The following is a 16,346-nucleotide window of genomic DNA, read 5'->3' as shown; positions in this document are numbered from 1 at the left end:
CCGGGTTTAAGACCCCCTCGCCCCCCGCGCAACCGCGCGCCCCGGCCGCCCGCCCGCCGATCCGGGCCTCGACCCGATCGCACCCCGCGCGCCCCAGGCAGCCGCGCGCCCCGGCCGCCCGCCGGGGACTGGACGCGGGGGGCCGGGAGGCGGCCGCAAATGGTTGCAATGCGAAGCCGTCGCGCCTCAGAGCCCCAGCCGCTCCAGCGCCGCGACCAGCGGCGCCGGATCGACCAGCCGCAGTCGCACCGGCACGACCAGCGTCCGGCGCCGGAAGGCCTCGGGCAGCCGCACGGCGTCCTTCTCGGTGGTGACGAGCTGCGCCCCAAGGCCCCGCGCCTCGCCCTCGAGCCGCGCCAGCAGCCGCGGCGCGAAGGCGGCGTGGTCGTCGAAGCTCCGCGTCGCCACCACCTCCGCCCCGAGCCCGCGCAGCGTCGCGAAAAACTTCTCCGGCCGGGCGATCCCCGCGAAGGCGAGCGCCCGGAGACCGCGCCAGTCCATTCCGGTCGCGAGCGGCAGCACCTCGCCCGCCAGCGCCGGCCGCGCCGCCAGCGCCGGCCACCCCGCGCGGAGCCGGTCCCGCGCCGCCTCCGGCCCGATGGCGAGCACCAGATCCGCCCGCCCGAGCCCGTCCGCCACCGGCTCGCGCAGCGGGCCGGCAGGGACAACCCTGCCGTTGCCGAAGCCGAAGCCCGCGTCGACCGTCACGATCGAGAGGTCCTTCGCCAGCGCCGGATTCTGGAACCCGTCGTCGAGCACCACCGCCTGCGCCCCCGCCGCCACCGCCGCCCGCGCCGCGGCGGCGCGGTCGCGGCCGATCCAGACCGGGGCCACCGCGGCGAGGAGCAGCGGCTCGTCGCCGACCTCCGCCGCGCCGTGGCGGCGCGGATCGACCCGCTCGGGGCCAGGGAGCGAACCCCCATGTCCCCGCGAGACGACATGCGCCGCCAACCCGCGCGCCGCCAGCAGCTCGACCAGCGCCGCGACCGTGGGGGTCTTGCCGGCGCCCCCGACCGTCAGGTTGCCGACGCAGATCACCGGCACGCCCACCCGCGCGCCCGGCCGGCGCAGCCGGCGCCGGGTCACCGCCGTCCAGATCAGGGCGAGCGGCGCGAGCAGGCGCGCGGCGAGCCCCGGCGCCGCCGGCGGCCGCGCCCAGAACGCCGGCTGGCGCATCAGCCCGGCGCCCGGTCGAGATACGCGCCCAGCACCTCGATCACCCGGTCCGTCACCTCGGCCCCGTCGCTCATCGCGTCCCAGGCCGCGGCGGCCATCGCGGCGGCGCGGTCGGGGGCGAGCGTCTCGGCGAGCACGACGGCGAGCTCCTCGGCGTCGCGCACCCGCAAGGCCGCCCGCGCCGCCGCCAGCCGCTCGTAGCCGTCGGCGAAGTTGCGCACGTGCGGCCCGTAGAGGATCGCCGAGCCGAGAAGCGCCGGCTCGAAGGGATTGTGCCCGCCCACCTCGGCGATCGAGCCGCCGACGAAGCTCACCGGCGCGATGCGGTACCAGAGCCCCATCTCGCCGAGCGTGTCGGCGAGATAGACGTCGACGTCGGCGGTCAGCGGCTCGCCCTTCGAGCGCTGCGCCACCACGAGGCCGCGGGCGCGCAGCAGCGCCGCCACCTCGTCACCGCGCGCCGGATGCCGGGGCGCGAGGATCATCGCCAGCATCGGCAGCTTGCGCCGCGCCGCGACATGCGCGGCCGCCGCCACCTCCTCCTCGCCGGGATGCGTCGAGGCGGCGAGCCAGACCGGCCGCCCGGCCAGCGCCCGGCCGAGCCGCGCCCGCTCCGCCTCGTCATGCCCGAGCGGCGCGGCCCCTTCCTTGAGCGAGCCGGTCACCTCGATCCGGTCCGGGTCGGCCCCCAGCTCGGCGAAATGCTCCGCGGCCAGGTCGTCCTGCGCGAGGATGCGGTCGAAGCGCGTCAGCAGCGCCCGCGCCATGCCCCGCGCCATCCGCCACCGCTTGAGGCTGCGCAGCGAGATCCGCGCGTTGATCAGCAGCATCGGCGCGCCCCGCCGCGACACCGCGACCAGCGTCGCCGGCCAGATCTCGCTCTCGGTCCAGACCGCGAGGTCCGGCCTCCAGTGGTCGAGGAAGCGCGCCACCCAGGGCGCGACGTCGAGCGGCACGAACTGGTGGATCACCCGCTCCGGCAGCCGCGCGGCGAGGAGTTCCGCCGAGGTCAGCGTCACCGTGGTGACGAGGCAGGTGAGATCCGGCCGCCCCGCCTCGAGGCGGCGCAGGAGCTCCAGCAGCGACACCGCCTCGCCGACGCTCGCGGCGTGGAACCACACCAGCCGCCCCTCAGGCCGCGCCACGCCTGCGATCCCCATGCGCTCGCCGAGCCGCTCGGGATTCTCCTTCCCCTCCGCCGCGCGCCGCCGCAGCACGCGCCGCCCGAGCCCCCCCGCCCGCCGCGACAGCGCGAGGTAGAGCGCGAGCAGCAGCGACCGGGGCTGGCCGCTCGCCACGGGCTCAGCCGATCTCCTCGGTCGGCCCCGCCTCGCGCTCCTCGTCGCGCAGCCGGTGGATATGCGCGATGAGATAGCGGGCACGGGCGTCGTCGACCGTCGCCTTCGCCTTCGCCTTCCAGGCCGCGCAGGCCGAGGCATGGTCCGGGAAGACGCCGACCATGTCGATGGCGGAGACGTCGCGGAACTCCGTCCGCCGGGGATCGACGAGCTCGCCGCCGAAGACGAAATGCAGCCGCTGGACCATCTCGGGCGCTCCGTGCCGGTCGGGGAACTCGGCCGCGACCCTAGCGGTTGCGCGCCGCCAGTCAATGCCGGGGAGTTTCGCATTCTTGTCAGCGCGTTGCGACGCCGGCGCCCCGGCGACGGCGCCCCGTCGACCCCGGCGGGGGAGGGTGCTATAGCTCTCCGCCTCTCCCGCCTCTCCGAGGGCGGCGGCAAGTCAGGAGTTAGCCATGAGCCTGCGCATCAACGACGTCGCGCCCGATTTCGAGACCGACACCACCGAGGGCCGCATCCGCTTCCACGACTGGATCGGCGACGGCTGGGCGATCCTCTTCAGCCACCCCCGCGCCTTCACGCCGGTCTGCACCACCGAGCTCGGCGCCATGCAGGGACTCGCCGGCGAGTTCGCCAGGCGCGGCGCCAAGATCCTCGGCATCTCCGTCGATCCGGTCGAGAACAACGCCAGGTGGAAGGACGACATCGAGGTCGCCACCGGCAACCGCGTGACCTACCCGCTGATCGGCGACGCCCAGCTGAAGGTCGCCAAGCTCTACGACATGCTGCCCGCCGAGGCCCCCGATTCCTGGGAGGGCCGCACCCCGGCCGACAACGCCACGGTGCGCACCGTCTACGTGATCGGCCCCGACAAGCGGATCAAGCTGGCGCTCACCTACCCGATGACGACGGGGCGGAACTTCGACGAGATCCTGCGCGCGCTCGACTCGATCCAGCTGACCGCGAGTCACCAGGTCGCGACGCCGGCCAACTGGAAGCAGGGCGAGGACGTCATCGTCACCGCCGCGGTCTCCGACGAGGACGCCGAGAAGCGCTTCGGCGGCTTCACCCGCGTGCTGCCCTACCTGCGCACCACCGCCCAGCCGAAGGGCTGACCCCGGCCGGGGGGGAGAAGCGCCGGCCTCGGGGAGCCGCAAGGGCTCCCGCTCGGCCGGCGCTGCCGGTCGGCCGCCTTTGCGGCCGACCTCCGGAGCGGCCGCAGGCGGCCGCGAGTCTTTGTTTTCTCCGCCCTTTGGCGGGGAGGCGCCTGCTCGATAGATTTCAAGCCAGTATGAACGCCTGAAGGGGGAATGCGGCGCGGGCGGCTCCCCCTGCCCGTGCGGCGGGGAGGCCTGCAGGCGGCTCAGTCGAGCCCGATCCGCCTTCGCACCTCCGGGTCGCGCAGCGAGACCACCTCGCCGGCGAGGTCGGCCGCCGCCTCGGTGCAGAGCCAGACGATCGCCCGCGCCGGCGCGGTCGCCGGCGCGTGACTCGCGAAGTCCATCTGGCTCACCGGATTGATGCCGCTCGCCCGGATCGCCCGCTGCATGTCGGTCGCCACCGTGCCCGGCGACAGCGTCATCGCCCGCACCCCGCGGCCCCGGTTCTCCAGATGCACGCAGCGCGTCAGCATGTGAACCGCCGCCTTGCCGGCGCAGTAGGCGCTCCAGCCCTCCAGCGGATTGAGCGCCGCCCCCGAGCCGAGGTTGACGATCACCCCCGCGCCCCGCGCCCGCATCTCCGGCAGCACCGCGCGCATGCCGTGGAACACGCCCTTCACCCCGATGTCGATCGAGGCGCCCCAGGCCGCGGCGTCCGCGCCGGCGAGCGGCGCGATCGGCTCGATCACCGCGGCGTTATTGACGAGGATGTCGATCCGGCCGAAGCTCTCGCGCGCGAAGGCCGCCGCCGCCTCGACCTGGCTCCAGCGCGCCACGTCGCAGGTCATCGCCTCGACCCGCCCGCCGTTCGCGCGAAGCCGCCCGGCGAGCCCGGTGATGTCGGCCGGCCGCCGCGCCAGCAGCAGCACCGACGCGCCCGCCTCGACCAGCGCCTCCGCCGTCGCCGCGCCGATGCCGCGTCCCGCCCCGGTGACGATCGCCGCCTTGCCGTCCAGCACGCCCACGCCCCGGCTCCTTCTCCGACCAGACCCCGGGATCAAAGGCGCTCGCGCCCGGGAACGCAAGGCTGAACGCGCCCGGCGGCCCGCACGGTTGTCTCGCGCCCGGCTTCATCCTACCTAGGCGACGACGCCGACCCCGGAGCCCGCTTCCATGACCGCACCGACCGCCCGCGCCACCGAGGCCCCCGCGCCCGCGCGCGACCTCGCCGGCCTCGCCGAACGGCTGCTCGACGCCGCCCGCCGCGCCGGGGCCGAGGCCGCCGACGCGGTGACGGTCGCCGGCGACAGCCTGTCGATCGAGGTCCGCGGCGGGGCGCTCGAGGAGGCCCAGCGCGCCGAGGGCGTCGAGATCGGCCTGCGGGTGCTGATCGGCCGGCGGCAGGCCTTCGTCTCCTCGTCCGACGTCCGCCCCGAGACGATGGCCGCCATGGCCGAGCGCGCCGTCGCCATGGCCCGCGAGGCCCCCGAGGACCCGTGGTGCGGCCTCGCCGACCCCGACCAACTCGCCCGCGACTGGGACGTCGCCGCGCTGGAGCTCGTCGACCCGGCTCCGCCGCCGACGCCGGCCGAGCTCGAGGAGGAGGCCCGCCGCGCCGAGGCCGCCGCCATCGCCGTCGCCGGCGTCAGCAAGATGGACGGGACCGGCGCCGGCTGGAGCGCCGGGGCCTTCCACCTCGCCGCCAGCAACGGCTTCTCCGGCGGCTACGCCCAGACCGGCCGCTCGATCCAGGCCGTCGCCATCAGCGGCGAGGGCCTCGGCATGGAGCGCGACCACGCCTACGACGCCCGCGTCCACGCCGCCGACCTCGACAGCCCCGAGGAGATCGGCCGACGCGCCGGCGAGCGCGCCGTCGCCCGCCGCGGCGCGTCGAAGCCGCCGACCGGCGCCTTCCCGGTGCTCTTCGACGAGCGCGTCGCGGGCTCGCTGATCGGCCACCTCGTCGGCGCCGTCAACGGCGTCGCCATCGCCCGCGGCGCCAGCTGGCTCAAGGACGCCCTCGGCGAGCGCGTGCTGCCGGCCGGCCTCGACCTCGTCGAGGATCCGCTCCGCCCCCGCATCGGCGGCTCGCGCCCCTTCGACGCCGAGGGGCTGCCCTCGATGCGCCGCAAGCTCGTCGACGACGGGGTGCTGACCGGCTGGACGCTCGACCTCGCCACCGCGCGCCAGCTCGGGATGCGCTCCACCGCCAGCGCCGCCCGCGGCGCCGGCGACCCGCCGAGCCCCGTCGCCGGCAACCTGGCGCTGACCGAGGGCGCCCGCTCGCGCGACGCGCTCCTCGCCGAGATGGGCACGGGCCTTCTCGTCACCGGGCTGATCGGCGCGTCGATCAATCCGACGACCGGCGACTATTCCCGCGGGGCGAGCGGCTTCTGGGTCGAGAACGGCGCGATCGTGCGCCCCGTGAACGAATGCACCATCGCCGGCTCGCTGCGGCCGATGCTCGCCTCGATCGTCCCCGCCAACGACGCGCGACGCCATCTCGGCCGCGTCGTCCCCAGCCTCCTCGTCGACGGCCTCGTCATTGCCGGAGCCTGACCTCGCGCTCCTCGAGGCCGCGGCCCGCGCCGCCGGCGAGATCGCGCTGCGCCACTTCCACGCCGGGCCGCAGGCGGTGGAGAAGCCGGGCGGCGCCGGCCCGGTGACCGAGGCCGACCTCGAGGTCGACCGGATGCTGCGTGCCGAGCTCCTCGCCGCCCGCCCCGACTACGGCTGGCTCTCCGAGGAGAGCGAGGACGGGCCGGGCCGGCTCGAAGCGGCGCGCGTCTTCATCGTCGACCCGATCGACGGCACCCGCGCCTTCGCCTCCGGCCAGCGCGCCTGGTCGCATTCGCTCGCCGTCGCCGAGCGCGGCCGCATCGTCGCCGGCGTGGTCCACCTGCCGCTCCTCGGGCGCACCTACCGCGCCGCCGCCGGCGGCGGGGCCTTCCTCGACGGCGCCCCGATCCGGGCGAGCGCGCGGGCCGACCTCGACGACGCCCGCGTCCTCGCCACCGCCGCCCAGCTCGACCCCCGCCACTGGCGCGGCGGCGCCGCCCCGCGGCTCGAGCGGCACATGCGGCCCTCGCTCGCCTACCGGCTCTGCCTCGCCGCCGAGGGCCGCTTCGATGCGATGCTGACCTTCCGCGACTGCTGGGAATGGGACGTCGCCGCCGGCGACCTGATCGCGCGGGAGGCCGGGGCGGCCGTCACCACCCGCGCCGGCGCGCCCGCTTCCTACAACAACCCCGCGCCGCTCGTGCCCGGCCTCATCGTCGCCGGCCCGGCGCTCCACGCCGCCATCCTCTCCCGCGTCGCCTGATTGGCGCCCCGGTCGGGCGGCCATGCACTGCACGACAGTGGAACGAAAGCCCCGCCGGAAGCAGGTCGCGACGGTGACGCCAGACGGATTTGACCCGTGGCAAATCCGTCCGCGATCGCCCCTCGGGGGGGCGAGCGCGATTCCGCGCTCGCCGGGGCGCTCACGGATGGATTGCGCGCAACGGGGAAATCTGGACCCCCCACGACCTCCGCGCCAACGCGCTCCGGTCGTCGGCGCGGCGAAAGCAGTGCTTTCGCTTGTCGCGCCGTGGCCTCGCGGGCACTGCCCGCATCGGTCGCTCACGCAGGGGCCGCGGCGGCGCCTCTAGATTTTCCAGAAAAAACAAACCGTTGAATAGCGTCCCACTGTGATACGCCTTCATCCGGCCACGTATTTCCGCCAGTCGTGCTCCTCGCGGAAGCCCAGCACCTCCCGGATCTTGCGGTTCGAGAACAGCGCCTCGTGCTCGCCGAGCGCCCGCGTCACCGGCACGCCCGGGTAGAACCGCGCGATCAGCTCCGCCGTGGGGATGTTCATCCCGACGTCATCGTTGCCGGCGTTGAACACCTGGAAGCCGAGCCCGTCGACGGCGAGGCAGCGGTCGACGATCTGCCCGAGGTCGCGCGCGTCGATGTAGGAGAAGGCGTTGCGCCGCCGAACCTCCGGGTTGGCGAAATAGCCCGGGAACAGCGTCGCATACTCGTGCGGCTCTATCACGTTGCCGATCCGGAGCGCATAGATGTCCGCCCCCGACCGCCGCGCGAAGCTCCGCGCCGTGACCTCGTTCAGCACCTTGGAGAGCCCGTAGCTGTCCATCGGGTCGACGTCGTAGTCCTCCTCCAGCGGCAGGCTCCGCGGATCCGTCCGCCCGTCCGAGAAGCACACCCCGTAGGTGGTCTCCGACGAGGCGACGACGATCTTGCGGACCCCGAGCTTCACCGCCGCCTCGAGGACGGCGTAGGTCCCCATGGTGTTGACCCGGAAGGTCTCGTCGTCCGGCTCGATCAGGATCCGCGGGATCGCCGCGAAATGCACCACCGCGTCGTAAGGCGCGGGTCCGGTCCCGGCGTCGAGCTCGCCGAGGTTCCCGTAGCTCGTCAGCACGTTGAACATCTGGCCGACGTCGGTGACGTCGGCCTTGATGGTGTCGACCCCCGGCAGCGGCGTCAGGTCGACGTTCACCACCCGGTGGCCCCGCCCGATCAGCCAGGGCACGACATGCCGCCCCGCCTTGCCCGACCCGCCCGTGAACAGAACCCGCATCGCCCTCACCCCGGAAAATAGTCGAAACGGCGGAAGTCGGCCGGGAGGACCCGGCCGGAAGTGTCGAAGGCGGCCATGCCGACGAAGGCCCCGGTGAACGAGCCGTGCTCGCCCCTTCCGCCCTCGTCCGAGATCACGCTCGCGTCGAGCTCCGGCCCGACCCGGGTCCAGCCCTGCTCCAGCCGCACCAGGAAGCGCTGAGCCGCGTGGTCCACCTCGACCGCGAGCCCGACCGGCCCGGCCGGGATCGGGATCGGCGTCCCCAGCGGGAACGACAGCCTGCCGTCCGGCCAGTCGCCCGGGCAGCTCATGATCGTCAGCGACCGCCCGATCCCCTTGGTCCAGGTCACCGCGAGGAAGTGGAATTTCGAGCGGTTGTAGTAGGTCGTGAGCCCGGCCGCCTGCTGGTAGGTCTCCGGCTCGAACGCCACCTCGGTCTCGGCCCGGTAGGCGAGATGCTCCTGCCGCCGCGCCACCAGCGCCTGCTCGAACCAAGACCCGATCGACTCGCGGGCATGGAGCCGCAGCGCCGAGCCGGTCAGCGTGAACAGCCGCTCCGGCTCCGGGCTGCGCAGCCACTGGAACTCCGGCGGCAGGCGGTCGCCGTCGAGGACCCGCTCCACCGCCCGCGGCGCCGCCGGCTCCGCGTCGGTCGGCGCCGGCACGTCCACCGCCGGGACCAGCCCGCCCTGGGCAAGCCGCGGCCAGCCGTCCTCGCCCCAGACGAGCTTCTGGATCGCCGTCTCCCGCCCGAGCGGCGAGCGCCGCAGCCCGGCCAGCGGCCGGCTGCACAGGTGGGTGTGATAGGTCTCGCCCGCCGGCGTCTCGACGATCTGCCCGTGCCCGGTCCGTTGCAGGGGCGCCTCCGGCGCATCCTTCGCGGTGAGGAGATGCGTCGTCGGATGCAGCTCGTAGGGCCCGCCGATGTCGCGCGACCGCGCCATGGTCACGGCATGGTCGTAGCCCGTGCCCCCCTCGGCGGTCGTCAGGTAGTACCACCCGCCCCGCTTGAAGAGATGCGGCCCCTCGACCAGCGCCAGCGGCGATCCGGCGAAGATGTTGCGGATCGGCCCGACCAGCCTGCGCCGGGCGTGGTCATACTCCTGCAGCAGGATGCCGTCGAACGCCGTCCCCCGCGGCCGCCCGCCGACGCTGTCGGCGTCGTGCTTCCACTGCTGGTTGACGAACCACTTGCGTCCGTCGTCGTCGTGGAAGAGCGAGGGATCGAACCCCGACGAGTTCATGTAGGTGCGCTCCGACCACGCGTCCTCGATCCGCTCCGCGGTCACGAGGTAGTTGTGCGCGTCCTTGAAGTTGCCGTCGTAGCGCTTCACGTCGGTGTAGATCAGCCAGAACCGCCCGTCCGCCCAGCTGAGGCACGGCGCCCAGACCCCGCAACTGTCCGGCTCGCCCCGCATGTCGAGCTGGTCCGCCCGCTCCAGCGGCCGGCGCACCAGCGTCCAGTTCACCAGATCGCGCGAGTGGTGGATCTGCACGCCGGGATACCACTCGAAGGTCGAGGTGGCGATGTAGTAGTCCTCCCCGACGCGGCAGATCGACGGGTCCGGGTTGAACCCCGGCAGGATCGGATTGCGGATCATGTCTCTCCCCAGCCTCCTCGTCGGGCCGCGGCCACGTCAGCTCTCCGACGACCGGGCCCAGAGGTTGATCTTCTCCTCGTCCGCGAGCGCGTCGATCTCCGCCAGCTCCTTCCGCGTGAACTCGAGATTGCCGATCGCGCCCACGCAATCCTCCACCTGGCCCGGTCGCGAGGCGCCGATCAGGGCCGAGGTGATGCCGCCGTCGCGCAGCACCCAGGCGATCGCCATCTGCGCCAGCGTCTGGCCGCGGCGCCCGGCGATGGCGTCGAGCCCCCGCAGGTTCTCGATCGTGCGGGCGTTCAGGAACTCCGGCTTCAGCGACTTGCCCTGCGTCGCCCGGCTCCCCTCCGGCACGCCCTTCAGGTACTTCCCCGTCAGCATCCCCTGCGCCAGCGGCGTGAAGGCGATGGAGCCGATCCCGAGCCCGGCCAGCGTCTCCTTCAGCCCGTCGCGCTCCACCCAGCGGTTCAGCATGTTGTAGCTCGGCTGGTGGATCACGCAGGGCGTGCCCAGGTCCGCAAGGACCGCCGCCGCCTCCCGCGTCCGCTCGGAATTGTAGGACGAGATCCCGACATAGAGCGCCTTGCCCGCCCGCACGATGGCGTCGAGCGCGCCCATCGTCTCCTCGAGCGGGGTGTCGGGGTCGAAGCGGTGCGAGTAGAAGATGTCGACGTAGTCGAGCCCCAGCCGCCGCAGCGAGGCGTCGCAGGAGGCGATCAGGTACTTCCGGCTCCCCCACTCGCCATAGGGCCCCGGCCACATCCGGTAGCCCGCCTTCGACGACACCACCAGCTCGTCGCGAAGCCCGGCGAGATCGGTCCGCAGGATCTCCCCGAAGGCCTCCTCGGCGCCGCCGCCGGGAGGCCCGTAGTTGTTGGCGAGGTCGAAATGCGTGATCCCCGCGTCGACGGCGGCCTGCACGATGGCGCGCTTGGTCGCGTGGGGCGTGTCCTCGCCGAAGTTGTGCCAGAGCCCCAGCGAGATCGCCGGCAGCATCAGCCCGCTCGCGCCGCAGCGCCGGTAGACCATCCGCTCGTAGCGGTCCTCGCGCGGGCGCCAGCTCACGCCGGCACCGTCGCCAGCAGCGCTCGCGCCGCCTCCGGCCCCAGCGCCTCCGGCCGGGTGCAGGTGGTGCGCATGTCGACGAAGCCGCCCGCCTCGCCCGAGCGCAGGATGCCGGTCATCACGTCGATCCCGTGCAGCGCCCGCTCCAGCGAGCAGCGCGACTCGCGCCCCTCGATGATCGCCATCGCCATGTCGGCGAGCCCGGCGGTGCGGTAGTTGGCGTAGACCCCGTGCGGCCGCTCGTCGTTCGGCACGCCGAAGGGGTGGTTCCACTGGCTCACCTCCTCGATCTTGCCGGAGCGGCCGCTGGTCAGCTCGACCACCCCGCCGAACCAGTTCGGGTCGGGGACGAACAGCGCCCCGTCGGCGCCGTAGAGCTCTATGTTGCGGTGGCGTGTCGCCGCCACGTCCCAGCTCGCCGCCAGCGTGACCTGCGCGCCGGACTCGAAGTCGAGGAGCGCATGGATCGTCGTCGGCGTCTTGACGGGGATCGTCTCCCCCTGGCGCGGCCCCTCCGTCAGGATCGTCCGGGTCGGCGTGGCCGAGCCGGTCAGCGCCACCACCCGGCGCACCGGCCCGATCAGGTTGAAGAGATCGGCGAGGTAGTAGGGCCCGAGGTCGAGGATCGGCCCGGCCCCCGGCAGGAAGAAGAAGTCCGGGTTCGGGTGCCAGTGCTCCATGCCGAAGGACATCACGAAGGCCGTGCCCGAGGTCGGCGTGCCGATCGCGCCGTCGTCGACGAGCTTGCGCGCATACTGGTGCGCGCCGCCGAGGAAGGTGTCGGGCGCCGAGCCGACCCGCAGGCCGCTGGCGTCGGCGAGGCGCTTCAGCTCCAGCCCCTCCTCGACGCCGAGGACGAAGGGCTTTTCCGAATAGACGTGCTTGCCCGCCTCCAGCGCCGCCTTCGAGACCTCGTAATGCGCCGCCGGGATGGTCAGGTTGATGACGACGTCCACCGCGAGGTTGGCCAGCAGCGCCTCGACGCTCTGCGCCTCGACGCCGAACTCCGCCGCGCGGGCCTGCGCCGCGGCGGGGTTCATGTCGGCGCAGGCGCGCATGGAGAGCCCGCGGAACAGGGGCGCGAGCTTGAAGTAGGCGGCCGAGATGTTGCCGCAGCCGATGATGCCGATGCCGAGCTCTCGGGTCATGTCCGATTTCCTCACAGCGCCTTGGCGGCCTCGATCGAGCGCTCCGCGAAGCGCTTCGCGTCCTTGGGGTTGTCGTGCTCCATGACGAAATTCCGGGCCGGGGTGTCGCGCAGCGCCGCCATCAGGCCCTTCCAGTCGACCGTGCCGTAGCCGACGTCGGCCCAGCCGTCCTCGTCGGCGTTCTGGCCGGCGGGGGCGATGTCCTTCACGTGGACGGCAGTGATCCTCGGGCCGAAAAGCCGGATGTATTCAAGCGGATCCGCGCCGCCCTTGATGACCCAGGCGATGTCGGCCTCCCATTCCAGATCCGGCCCGCCCTCGAAGATCGCCGCCTGCGGGATGGCGCCGTCGGGGGTCTTCTCGAACTCGAAGGCGTGGTTGTGCCAGCCGAAGCCGAGGCCCTCGGCCTTGAGCGGAGCGCCCGCCGCGGCGAGGCGGCGGCCGAAGTTTTCCCAGCCTTTTCCGTCGCTTGGGCGGTCGGCGGGCATCAGGAAGGGGCAATAGACCGTCGCGACGCCGAGGGCGCGGGCGATCTCGACGACCTTGCCCGGCTCGTCCTCGATCATCTGGAGGGCGAAGTGCCCCGTCGGCATCCTCAGGCCGGAGGAGGCGAGATTAGCCTTCAGTTCCGCGACCTTGGCGTCGTCGGCGTAGAGCGCGCCGTAGCCCTCGACGCCCTTGTAGCCGGCGGCGGCGACCATGGAGAGGACGTCGGCGAGCGGCGGGAAGTTCCGCGCGCTGAAGAGCTGGAAGGAGAAGTCGGTCATCGGGATTTCCTCGGCTGGAAAGCGGCTGGAATCAGGCTGGAATCGGGCTTGCCGAATGGCTTGCCACCGGCGCGGGCGGTCGGGCGCTCGACCAGAGGTCGCGCGTGGTCAGGCGCACGTCGGCGGGCTCGCCGTCGGCGGGGGTGAAGACGATCTCGGCCGGATGGCCGGGGAAGAGCGTGAGCGCGTTGGTCGAGAACCGGCCCGGCCGGTCGGCCTCGAGCGTCACGAAGAGCGCGAGGGCCTGCGTCGCCACCGTCGCGACGCAGGCGCCGTCGCGGCTCTCCGTCGTGACCGTCAGGCCGGGATCCCGAAGGTCCAGTCCCTTGTAGCGGCCGGCGAGCGCGTGGTCGCCCCCCGCCGCGCCGTTCGACGCCCGCCAGCGAAAGGCGAGGATCTCGCCCGGCCCGACCGCCGCCTCGCCGAGCGGCGCGGCCGCCTCGGTCCCGACCCGGGCGGTCGTGCAGCCGAGCGCGCGGGTCGCGCCGTCCATCGCGGCGGCGAAGGCCTCGACCGTCACCTCGACGGGCGCCGCGGTGTCATTGATCCCGACGAGACGGAAGCCCTGCCCCTCCGGGATCGCCGCCACGTTCACCGGCGCGAAGAACCGCCGGGCCATGTGGTGGAGGAGCTTCCAGCCGCCGCGGTAGTCGAGGCTCGACCAGCTCGGCCCGGGCCAGACGTCGTTGAGCTGCCAGTAGAGCGTGCCCATGCAATGCGGCTTGAGGCTGCGCCAGTAGTCCACGGCCGTCTTGAGGGCGACGCCCTGCTGGATCTGGCTCAACCAGACGAAGTTCCCGAATCCCTCCGGGAAGCGGAAGTAGCGGAACATCGTCCCGGCGATGCGGGCGGCGCCGCCGGCGTCCTTCTGGTGGCTCTCCATCACCGGCGAGGCGATGTTGAGATCCTCCGGCCCCGCGAAGCTGCGCACGACCTCCATCGACGGATAGGACTGGAAGCCGAATTCCGAGCAGAAGCGCGGCCTTACGTCGCGGTAGTGCTCGAAGTCGCGGCCCTCGTGCCAGACCGACCAGAAATGCATGTCGCCCGAGCTGTCGTCGTGCCAGGCGTCGCCGAAGCTCATCGGCCCCGGCGAGGGCGAGGAAGGCCACCAGTTGGCCCCCGGATCGACGCGCTTCAGGCTCGCCTCGATCGTGCGGTTCAACCGGTCGTAGGCGACGAGGTAGCGGTCGCGGTTGGCCCGGCTCTCCTCGAACCAGCCGAGGGCGCCGAGCAGCTCGTTGTCGCCGCACCAGAGCGCGACGAAGCGCCCGAGCCGCGCCGCCTGCTCCTCCACCTCGCGGCCGACCTCGGCGAGGAAGGCCTCCGTCGACGGGTAGAGATGGCAGGCGAACATGAAGTCCTGCCAGACGAGCAGCCCGAGCGCGTCGCAGGCCTCGTAGAACGAGTCCGGCTCGTAGCGCCCCCCGCCCCAGACGCGGATCATGTTCATGTTCGCGTCCGCCGCCGATTGCAGCAGGGCGCGGGTCCTCTCCGCGGTGATCCGCCCGGGCAGCGCGTCCGCCGGGATCCAGTTGGCCCCCCGGCAGAACACCGGCCGCCCGTTGACGTGCAGCGCAAGGCTCCGCCCCGCCGCGTCGGGCTCCGAGACCAGCCGCACGTCGCGCAGCGCCACCGGCAGCACGCGGCGCAGCCCGCGCGCCGCGATCCTCAGCTCGTGGATCGGCTGCGCCCCGTAGCCGGCGGGATGCCAGAGCTCGGGGCTCTCGATGTCCAGCTCGGCGCGAAACACCACCCGCCGCTCCGCATCGGCCTCCACGACGCCCGACGCCTCCACCCCGCACAGCCAGACCTTCCAGGGCACGAGCTCGGGGGGAGCCCCCTCGCTGGTGAACGCCGTCTCCCCGATCGCCACCCCGTCGATCCGCGCCGTCACCGCGACGCGCACGCGCCCTGCAAGGTGCCGCTGCACGACCTGCACGTCGCGGAAAACCCCCGCGCCGCGGGCGATGCCGATGGCGCCGGAGACGCTGACCGGCGCGAGCGCGATGCCCCAGTCCCAGCCGAAGTCGCACTGGGGCTTGCGCAGCATGTTGCCGTTCGGGATCGGGCAGTTGCCCTTGTGGTAGGGCACGGGGAAGGGCTGCTCCACTGCGCGCCGATTCGCCTCGGCGGTCGCCGAGCGGAAGGTGATCTCCAGCACGTTCTCGCCCTCGACGAGCGCGCCCGACACGTCCCAGGCCACCGCCCGGAACGCCGTCTCCGACCGCCCGATCAGCGCGCCGTTCAGCCGCACCTCGGCGATGCAGTCGAGGCAGTCGGCGAAGAAGGTGTGCGTCGTCTCCACGTTGGACCAGTGCCGGAACCGCCGCGTCAGCGTCCAGTCGCGGTCCACCACCCAGCGCACGGCGTCCTCGTTGCGGCCGACGTAAGGGTCGGGGATCACCCCGGCCGCGAGCAACGCCGAATGGACGTCGCCCGGGACGGCCATCGGCACGCGGTGCTCGCCCTCGCCGTCGGCGAGGTCCCAGATGCCGCTGAGGTCGTGCATCAGAGCCTCTGCTCGCTCGCCGTGTCGAAGAGGGAGGCCTTGGAGATGTCGAAGGCCAGCGCCACCGCGTCGCCATGGCGGAAGCCGTGGTCCGCCGCGGCGCGGACCGACAGCGGCTGGCCGGCGAAGGTCAGCCACACGAGGCTGTCCGACCCCATCGGCTCGTCGAGATCGACCTTGGCGGCATGGCCGCCGCCCGCGGGCCGCAGCGTCACGTGCTCCGGCCGGACCCCGAGGATCACCTCGCTGCCGGCCGCCGGCGTCACGCCGTCATAGCCCGCGAGCGGCACGGCCGCGTCGCCCGCCCGGAACACCGGCACGTCGCCCCCCGCCTCGATCCGGCCCTTCAGCATCGTCATCGCCGGCGAGCCGATGAAGCCCGCGACGAAGAGGTTCGCCGGCTTGTTGTAGATCGTCTTCGGGTCGGCCAGCTGCTGGATGATCCCGCCGCGCATCACCGCGATGCGGTCCGCGAGCGTCAGCGCCTCGATCTGGTCGTGGGTCACGTAGACCATGGTGTTCTCGAGCTGCTGGTGCAGCCGCTTGATCTCCACGCGCAGCTCCGAGCGCAGCTTGGCGTCGAGGTTCGACAGCGGCTCGTCGAACAGGAACACGTCGACGTCGCGCACCAGCGCCCGCCCGATCGCCACGCGCTGCCGCTGCCCGCCCGAGAGCGCCGCCGGCTTGCGGTCGAGCAGAGGCTCGATTTGCAGGATCTTCGCCGCCCGCGCGATCCGCGTCTCGATCTCCGCCTTCGGGAGGCCGGCGTTCTTCAGCCCGAACGAGAGGTTCCCCCGCACCGTCATCTGCGGATAGAGCGCGTAGGACTGGAACACCATGCCGATGCCGCGGTCCTTGGGCTCCTCCCAGGTGACGTTCTTGCCCTTGATGAAGATCTGGCCGTCGGTGATGTCGAGCAGCCCGGCGATGCAGTTCAGCAGCGTCGACTTGCCGCAGCCCGACGGCCCGAGCAGCACGATGAACTCGCCCTCGGCGATGTCGAGGTTCAGCCGGTTCAGGATCGTCAGGCTGCCGTAGGCGAGGTGGAGGTCCTTGACCGAGACGCTGCTGGCGCCGCTCGCGTTTCTCATGAG

Annotated in this window: 14 protein-coding genes; 3 read left to right on the top strand and 11 right to left on the bottom strand. The window is 73.1% G+C overall.

The window, feature by feature from the left end; translation table 11 throughout:
- Positions 1–186 precede the first annotated feature (186 nt).
- The 3 genes from lpxK to KBB57_RS13245 are packed head-to-tail and all read right to left on the bottom strand — an operon-like array spanning position 187 to position 2,721.
- Positions 187–1,176 (bottom strand): tetraacyldisaccharide 4'-kinase, encoded by a 990-nt coding sequence (gene lpxK / locus KBB57_RS13255; protein ID WP_290750970.1) that lies wholly within the window; start codon positions 1,174–1,176, stop codon positions 187–189.
- Complete coding sequence (locus KBB57_RS13250; RefSeq protein WP_290750967.1) at positions 1,176–2,474, bottom strand: glycosyltransferase N-terminal domain-containing protein; 1,299 nt, start codon at positions 2,472–2,474, stop codon at positions 1,176–1,178. Before KBB57_RS13250 ends, lpxK begins: the two co-directional genes overlap by 1 nt.
- Before the next feature lie 4 nt (positions 2,475–2,478).
- Positions 2,479–2,721: a DUF4170 domain-containing protein gene (locus KBB57_RS13245; RefSeq protein WP_290750965.1), complete on the bottom strand. Its 243-nt coding sequence runs from the start codon at positions 2,719–2,721 to the stop codon at positions 2,479–2,481.
- 208 nt (positions 2,722–2,929) lie between these two features.
- Between KBB57_RS13245 and KBB57_RS13240 the strand changes: the two genes are divergently transcribed.
- On the top strand, positions 2,930–3,589 hold the full coding sequence (locus tag KBB57_RS13240) for a peroxiredoxin (protein WP_290750963.1): 660 nt from the start codon (positions 2,930–2,932) through the stop codon (positions 3,587–3,589).
- A 248-nt stretch (positions 3,590–3,837) separates the two neighbouring features.
- Here the strand turns inward: KBB57_RS13240 and KBB57_RS13235 are convergent, their stop codons facing one another.
- The gene (locus tag KBB57_RS13235; RefSeq protein WP_290750960.1) at positions 3,838–4,599 is read right to left on the bottom strand and encodes an SDR family oxidoreductase; all 762 of its coding nucleotides are present in this window, start codon (positions 4,597–4,599) and stop codon (positions 3,838–3,840) included.
- Between the two features lie 148 nt (positions 4,600–4,747).
- Here KBB57_RS13235 and KBB57_RS13230 point away from each other — a divergent pair, with 148 nt between their 5' ends.
- Together KBB57_RS13230 and KBB57_RS13225 are read left to right on the top strand one after the other, a co-directional pair.
- Positions 4,748–6,133 (top strand): TldD/PmbA family protein, encoded by a 1,386-nt coding sequence (locus tag KBB57_RS13230; protein ID WP_290750957.1) that lies wholly within the window; start codon positions 4,748–4,750, stop codon positions 6,131–6,133.
- The gene (locus KBB57_RS13225; protein WP_290750954.1) at positions 6,120–6,896 is read left to right on the top strand and encodes a 3'(2'),5'-bisphosphate nucleotidase CysQ; all 777 of its coding nucleotides are present in this window, start codon (positions 6,120–6,122) and stop codon (positions 6,894–6,896) included. The genes KBB57_RS13230 and KBB57_RS13225 overlap by 14 nt, the downstream gene beginning before the upstream one ends.
- 378 nt (positions 6,897–7,274) lie before the next feature.
- On the opposite strand, the gene KBB57_RS13220 is transcribed toward KBB57_RS13225, so the two are convergent.
- Genes KBB57_RS13220 through KBB57_RS13190 form a run of 7 tightly spaced genes read right to left on the bottom strand, consistent with a single transcriptional unit; the run spans position 7,275 to position 16,343 of the window.
- On the bottom strand, positions 7,275–8,159 hold the full coding sequence (locus tag KBB57_RS13220) for an NAD(P)-dependent oxidoreductase (RefSeq protein WP_290750951.1): 885 nt from the start codon (positions 8,157–8,159) through the stop codon (positions 7,275–7,277).
- A 5-nt stretch (positions 8,160–8,164) separates the two neighbouring features.
- Positions 8,165–9,760 (bottom strand): glycoside hydrolase family 43 protein, encoded by a 1,596-nt coding sequence (locus KBB57_RS13215; RefSeq protein ID WP_290750949.1) that lies wholly within the window; start codon positions 9,758–9,760, stop codon positions 8,165–8,167.
- A gap of 36 nt (positions 9,761–9,796) precedes the next feature.
- Positions 9,797–10,825, bottom strand: coding sequence for an L-glyceraldehyde 3-phosphate reductase (gene mgrA, locus KBB57_RS13210; RefSeq protein ID WP_290750947.1), 1,029 nt, complete (start codon positions 10,823–10,825; stop codon positions 9,797–9,799).
- Positions 10,822–11,973 (bottom strand): Gfo/Idh/MocA family oxidoreductase, encoded by a 1,152-nt coding sequence (locus tag KBB57_RS13205; protein WP_290750944.1) that lies wholly within the window; start codon positions 11,971–11,973, stop codon positions 10,822–10,824. The genes mgrA and KBB57_RS13205 overlap by 4 nt, the downstream gene beginning before the upstream one ends.
- An 11-nt stretch (positions 11,974–11,984) precedes the next feature.
- A complete protein-coding gene (locus KBB57_RS13200) occupies positions 11,985–12,740 on the bottom strand; it encodes a sugar phosphate isomerase/epimerase (protein WP_290750941.1) in 756 nt (251 codons plus the stop codon).
- 31 nt (positions 12,741–12,771) lie between these two features.
- Complete coding sequence (locus KBB57_RS13195) at positions 12,772–15,252, bottom strand: glycoside hydrolase family 2 protein (RefSeq protein ID WP_290750939.1); 2,481 nt, start codon at positions 15,250–15,252, stop codon at positions 12,772–12,774.
- Complete coding sequence (locus KBB57_RS13190) at positions 15,252–16,343, bottom strand: ABC transporter ATP-binding protein (RefSeq protein WP_290750936.1); 1,092 nt, start codon at positions 16,341–16,343, stop codon at positions 15,252–15,254. Before KBB57_RS13190 ends, KBB57_RS13195 begins: the two co-directional genes overlap by 1 nt.
- Positions 16,344–16,346 lie beyond the last annotated feature (3 nt).

Source organism: Amaricoccus sp., from assembly GCF_017993425.1.
In the GTDB taxonomy this organism is placed as follows: Bacteria; Pseudomonadota; Alphaproteobacteria; order Rhodobacterales; family Rhodobacteraceae; genus Amaricoccus.
Note: the sequence above shows the minus strand (reverse complement) of the source record. Positions and strands in the feature narration are given on the sequence as shown.

Coding starts and splice junctions, on each gene's coding strand:
- KBB57_RS13240 (WP_290750963.1), top strand. CDS start 2,930: ATGAGCCTGCGCATCAACGACGTCGCGCCCGATTTCGAGACCGACACC.
- KBB57_RS13220 (WP_290750951.1), bottom strand. CDS start 8,159: ATGCGGGTTCTGTTCACGGGCGGGTCGGGCAAGGCGGGGCGGCATGTC.
- KBB57_RS13190 (WP_290750936.1), bottom strand. CDS start 16,343: ATGAGAAACGCGAGCGGCGCCAGCAGCGTCTCGGTCAAGGACCTCCAC.
- KBB57_RS13230 (WP_290750957.1), top strand. CDS start 4,748: ATGACCGCACCGACCGCCCGCGCCACCGAGGCCCCCGCGCCCGCGCGC.
- KBB57_RS13215 (WP_290750949.1), bottom strand. CDS start 9,760: ATGATCCGCAATCCGATCCTGCCGGGGTTCAACCCGGACCCGTCGATC.
- KBB57_RS13195 (WP_290750939.1), bottom strand. CDS start 15,252: ATGCACGACCTCAGCGGCATCTGGGACCTCGCCGACGGCGAGGGCGAG.
- KBB57_RS13245 (WP_290750965.1), bottom strand. CDS start 2,721: ATGGTCCAGCGGCTGCATTTCGTCTTCGGCGGCGAGCTCGTCGATCCC.
- lpxK (WP_290750970.1), bottom strand. CDS start 1,176: ATGCGCCAGCCGGCGTTCTGGGCGCGGCCGCCGGCGGCGCCGGGGCTC.
- KBB57_RS13200 (WP_290750941.1), bottom strand. CDS start 12,740: ATGACCGACTTCTCCTTCCAGCTCTTCAGCGCGCGGAACTTCCCGCCG.
- KBB57_RS13205 (WP_290750944.1), bottom strand. CDS start 11,973: ATGACCCGAGAGCTCGGCATCGGCATCATCGGCTGCGGCAACATCTCG.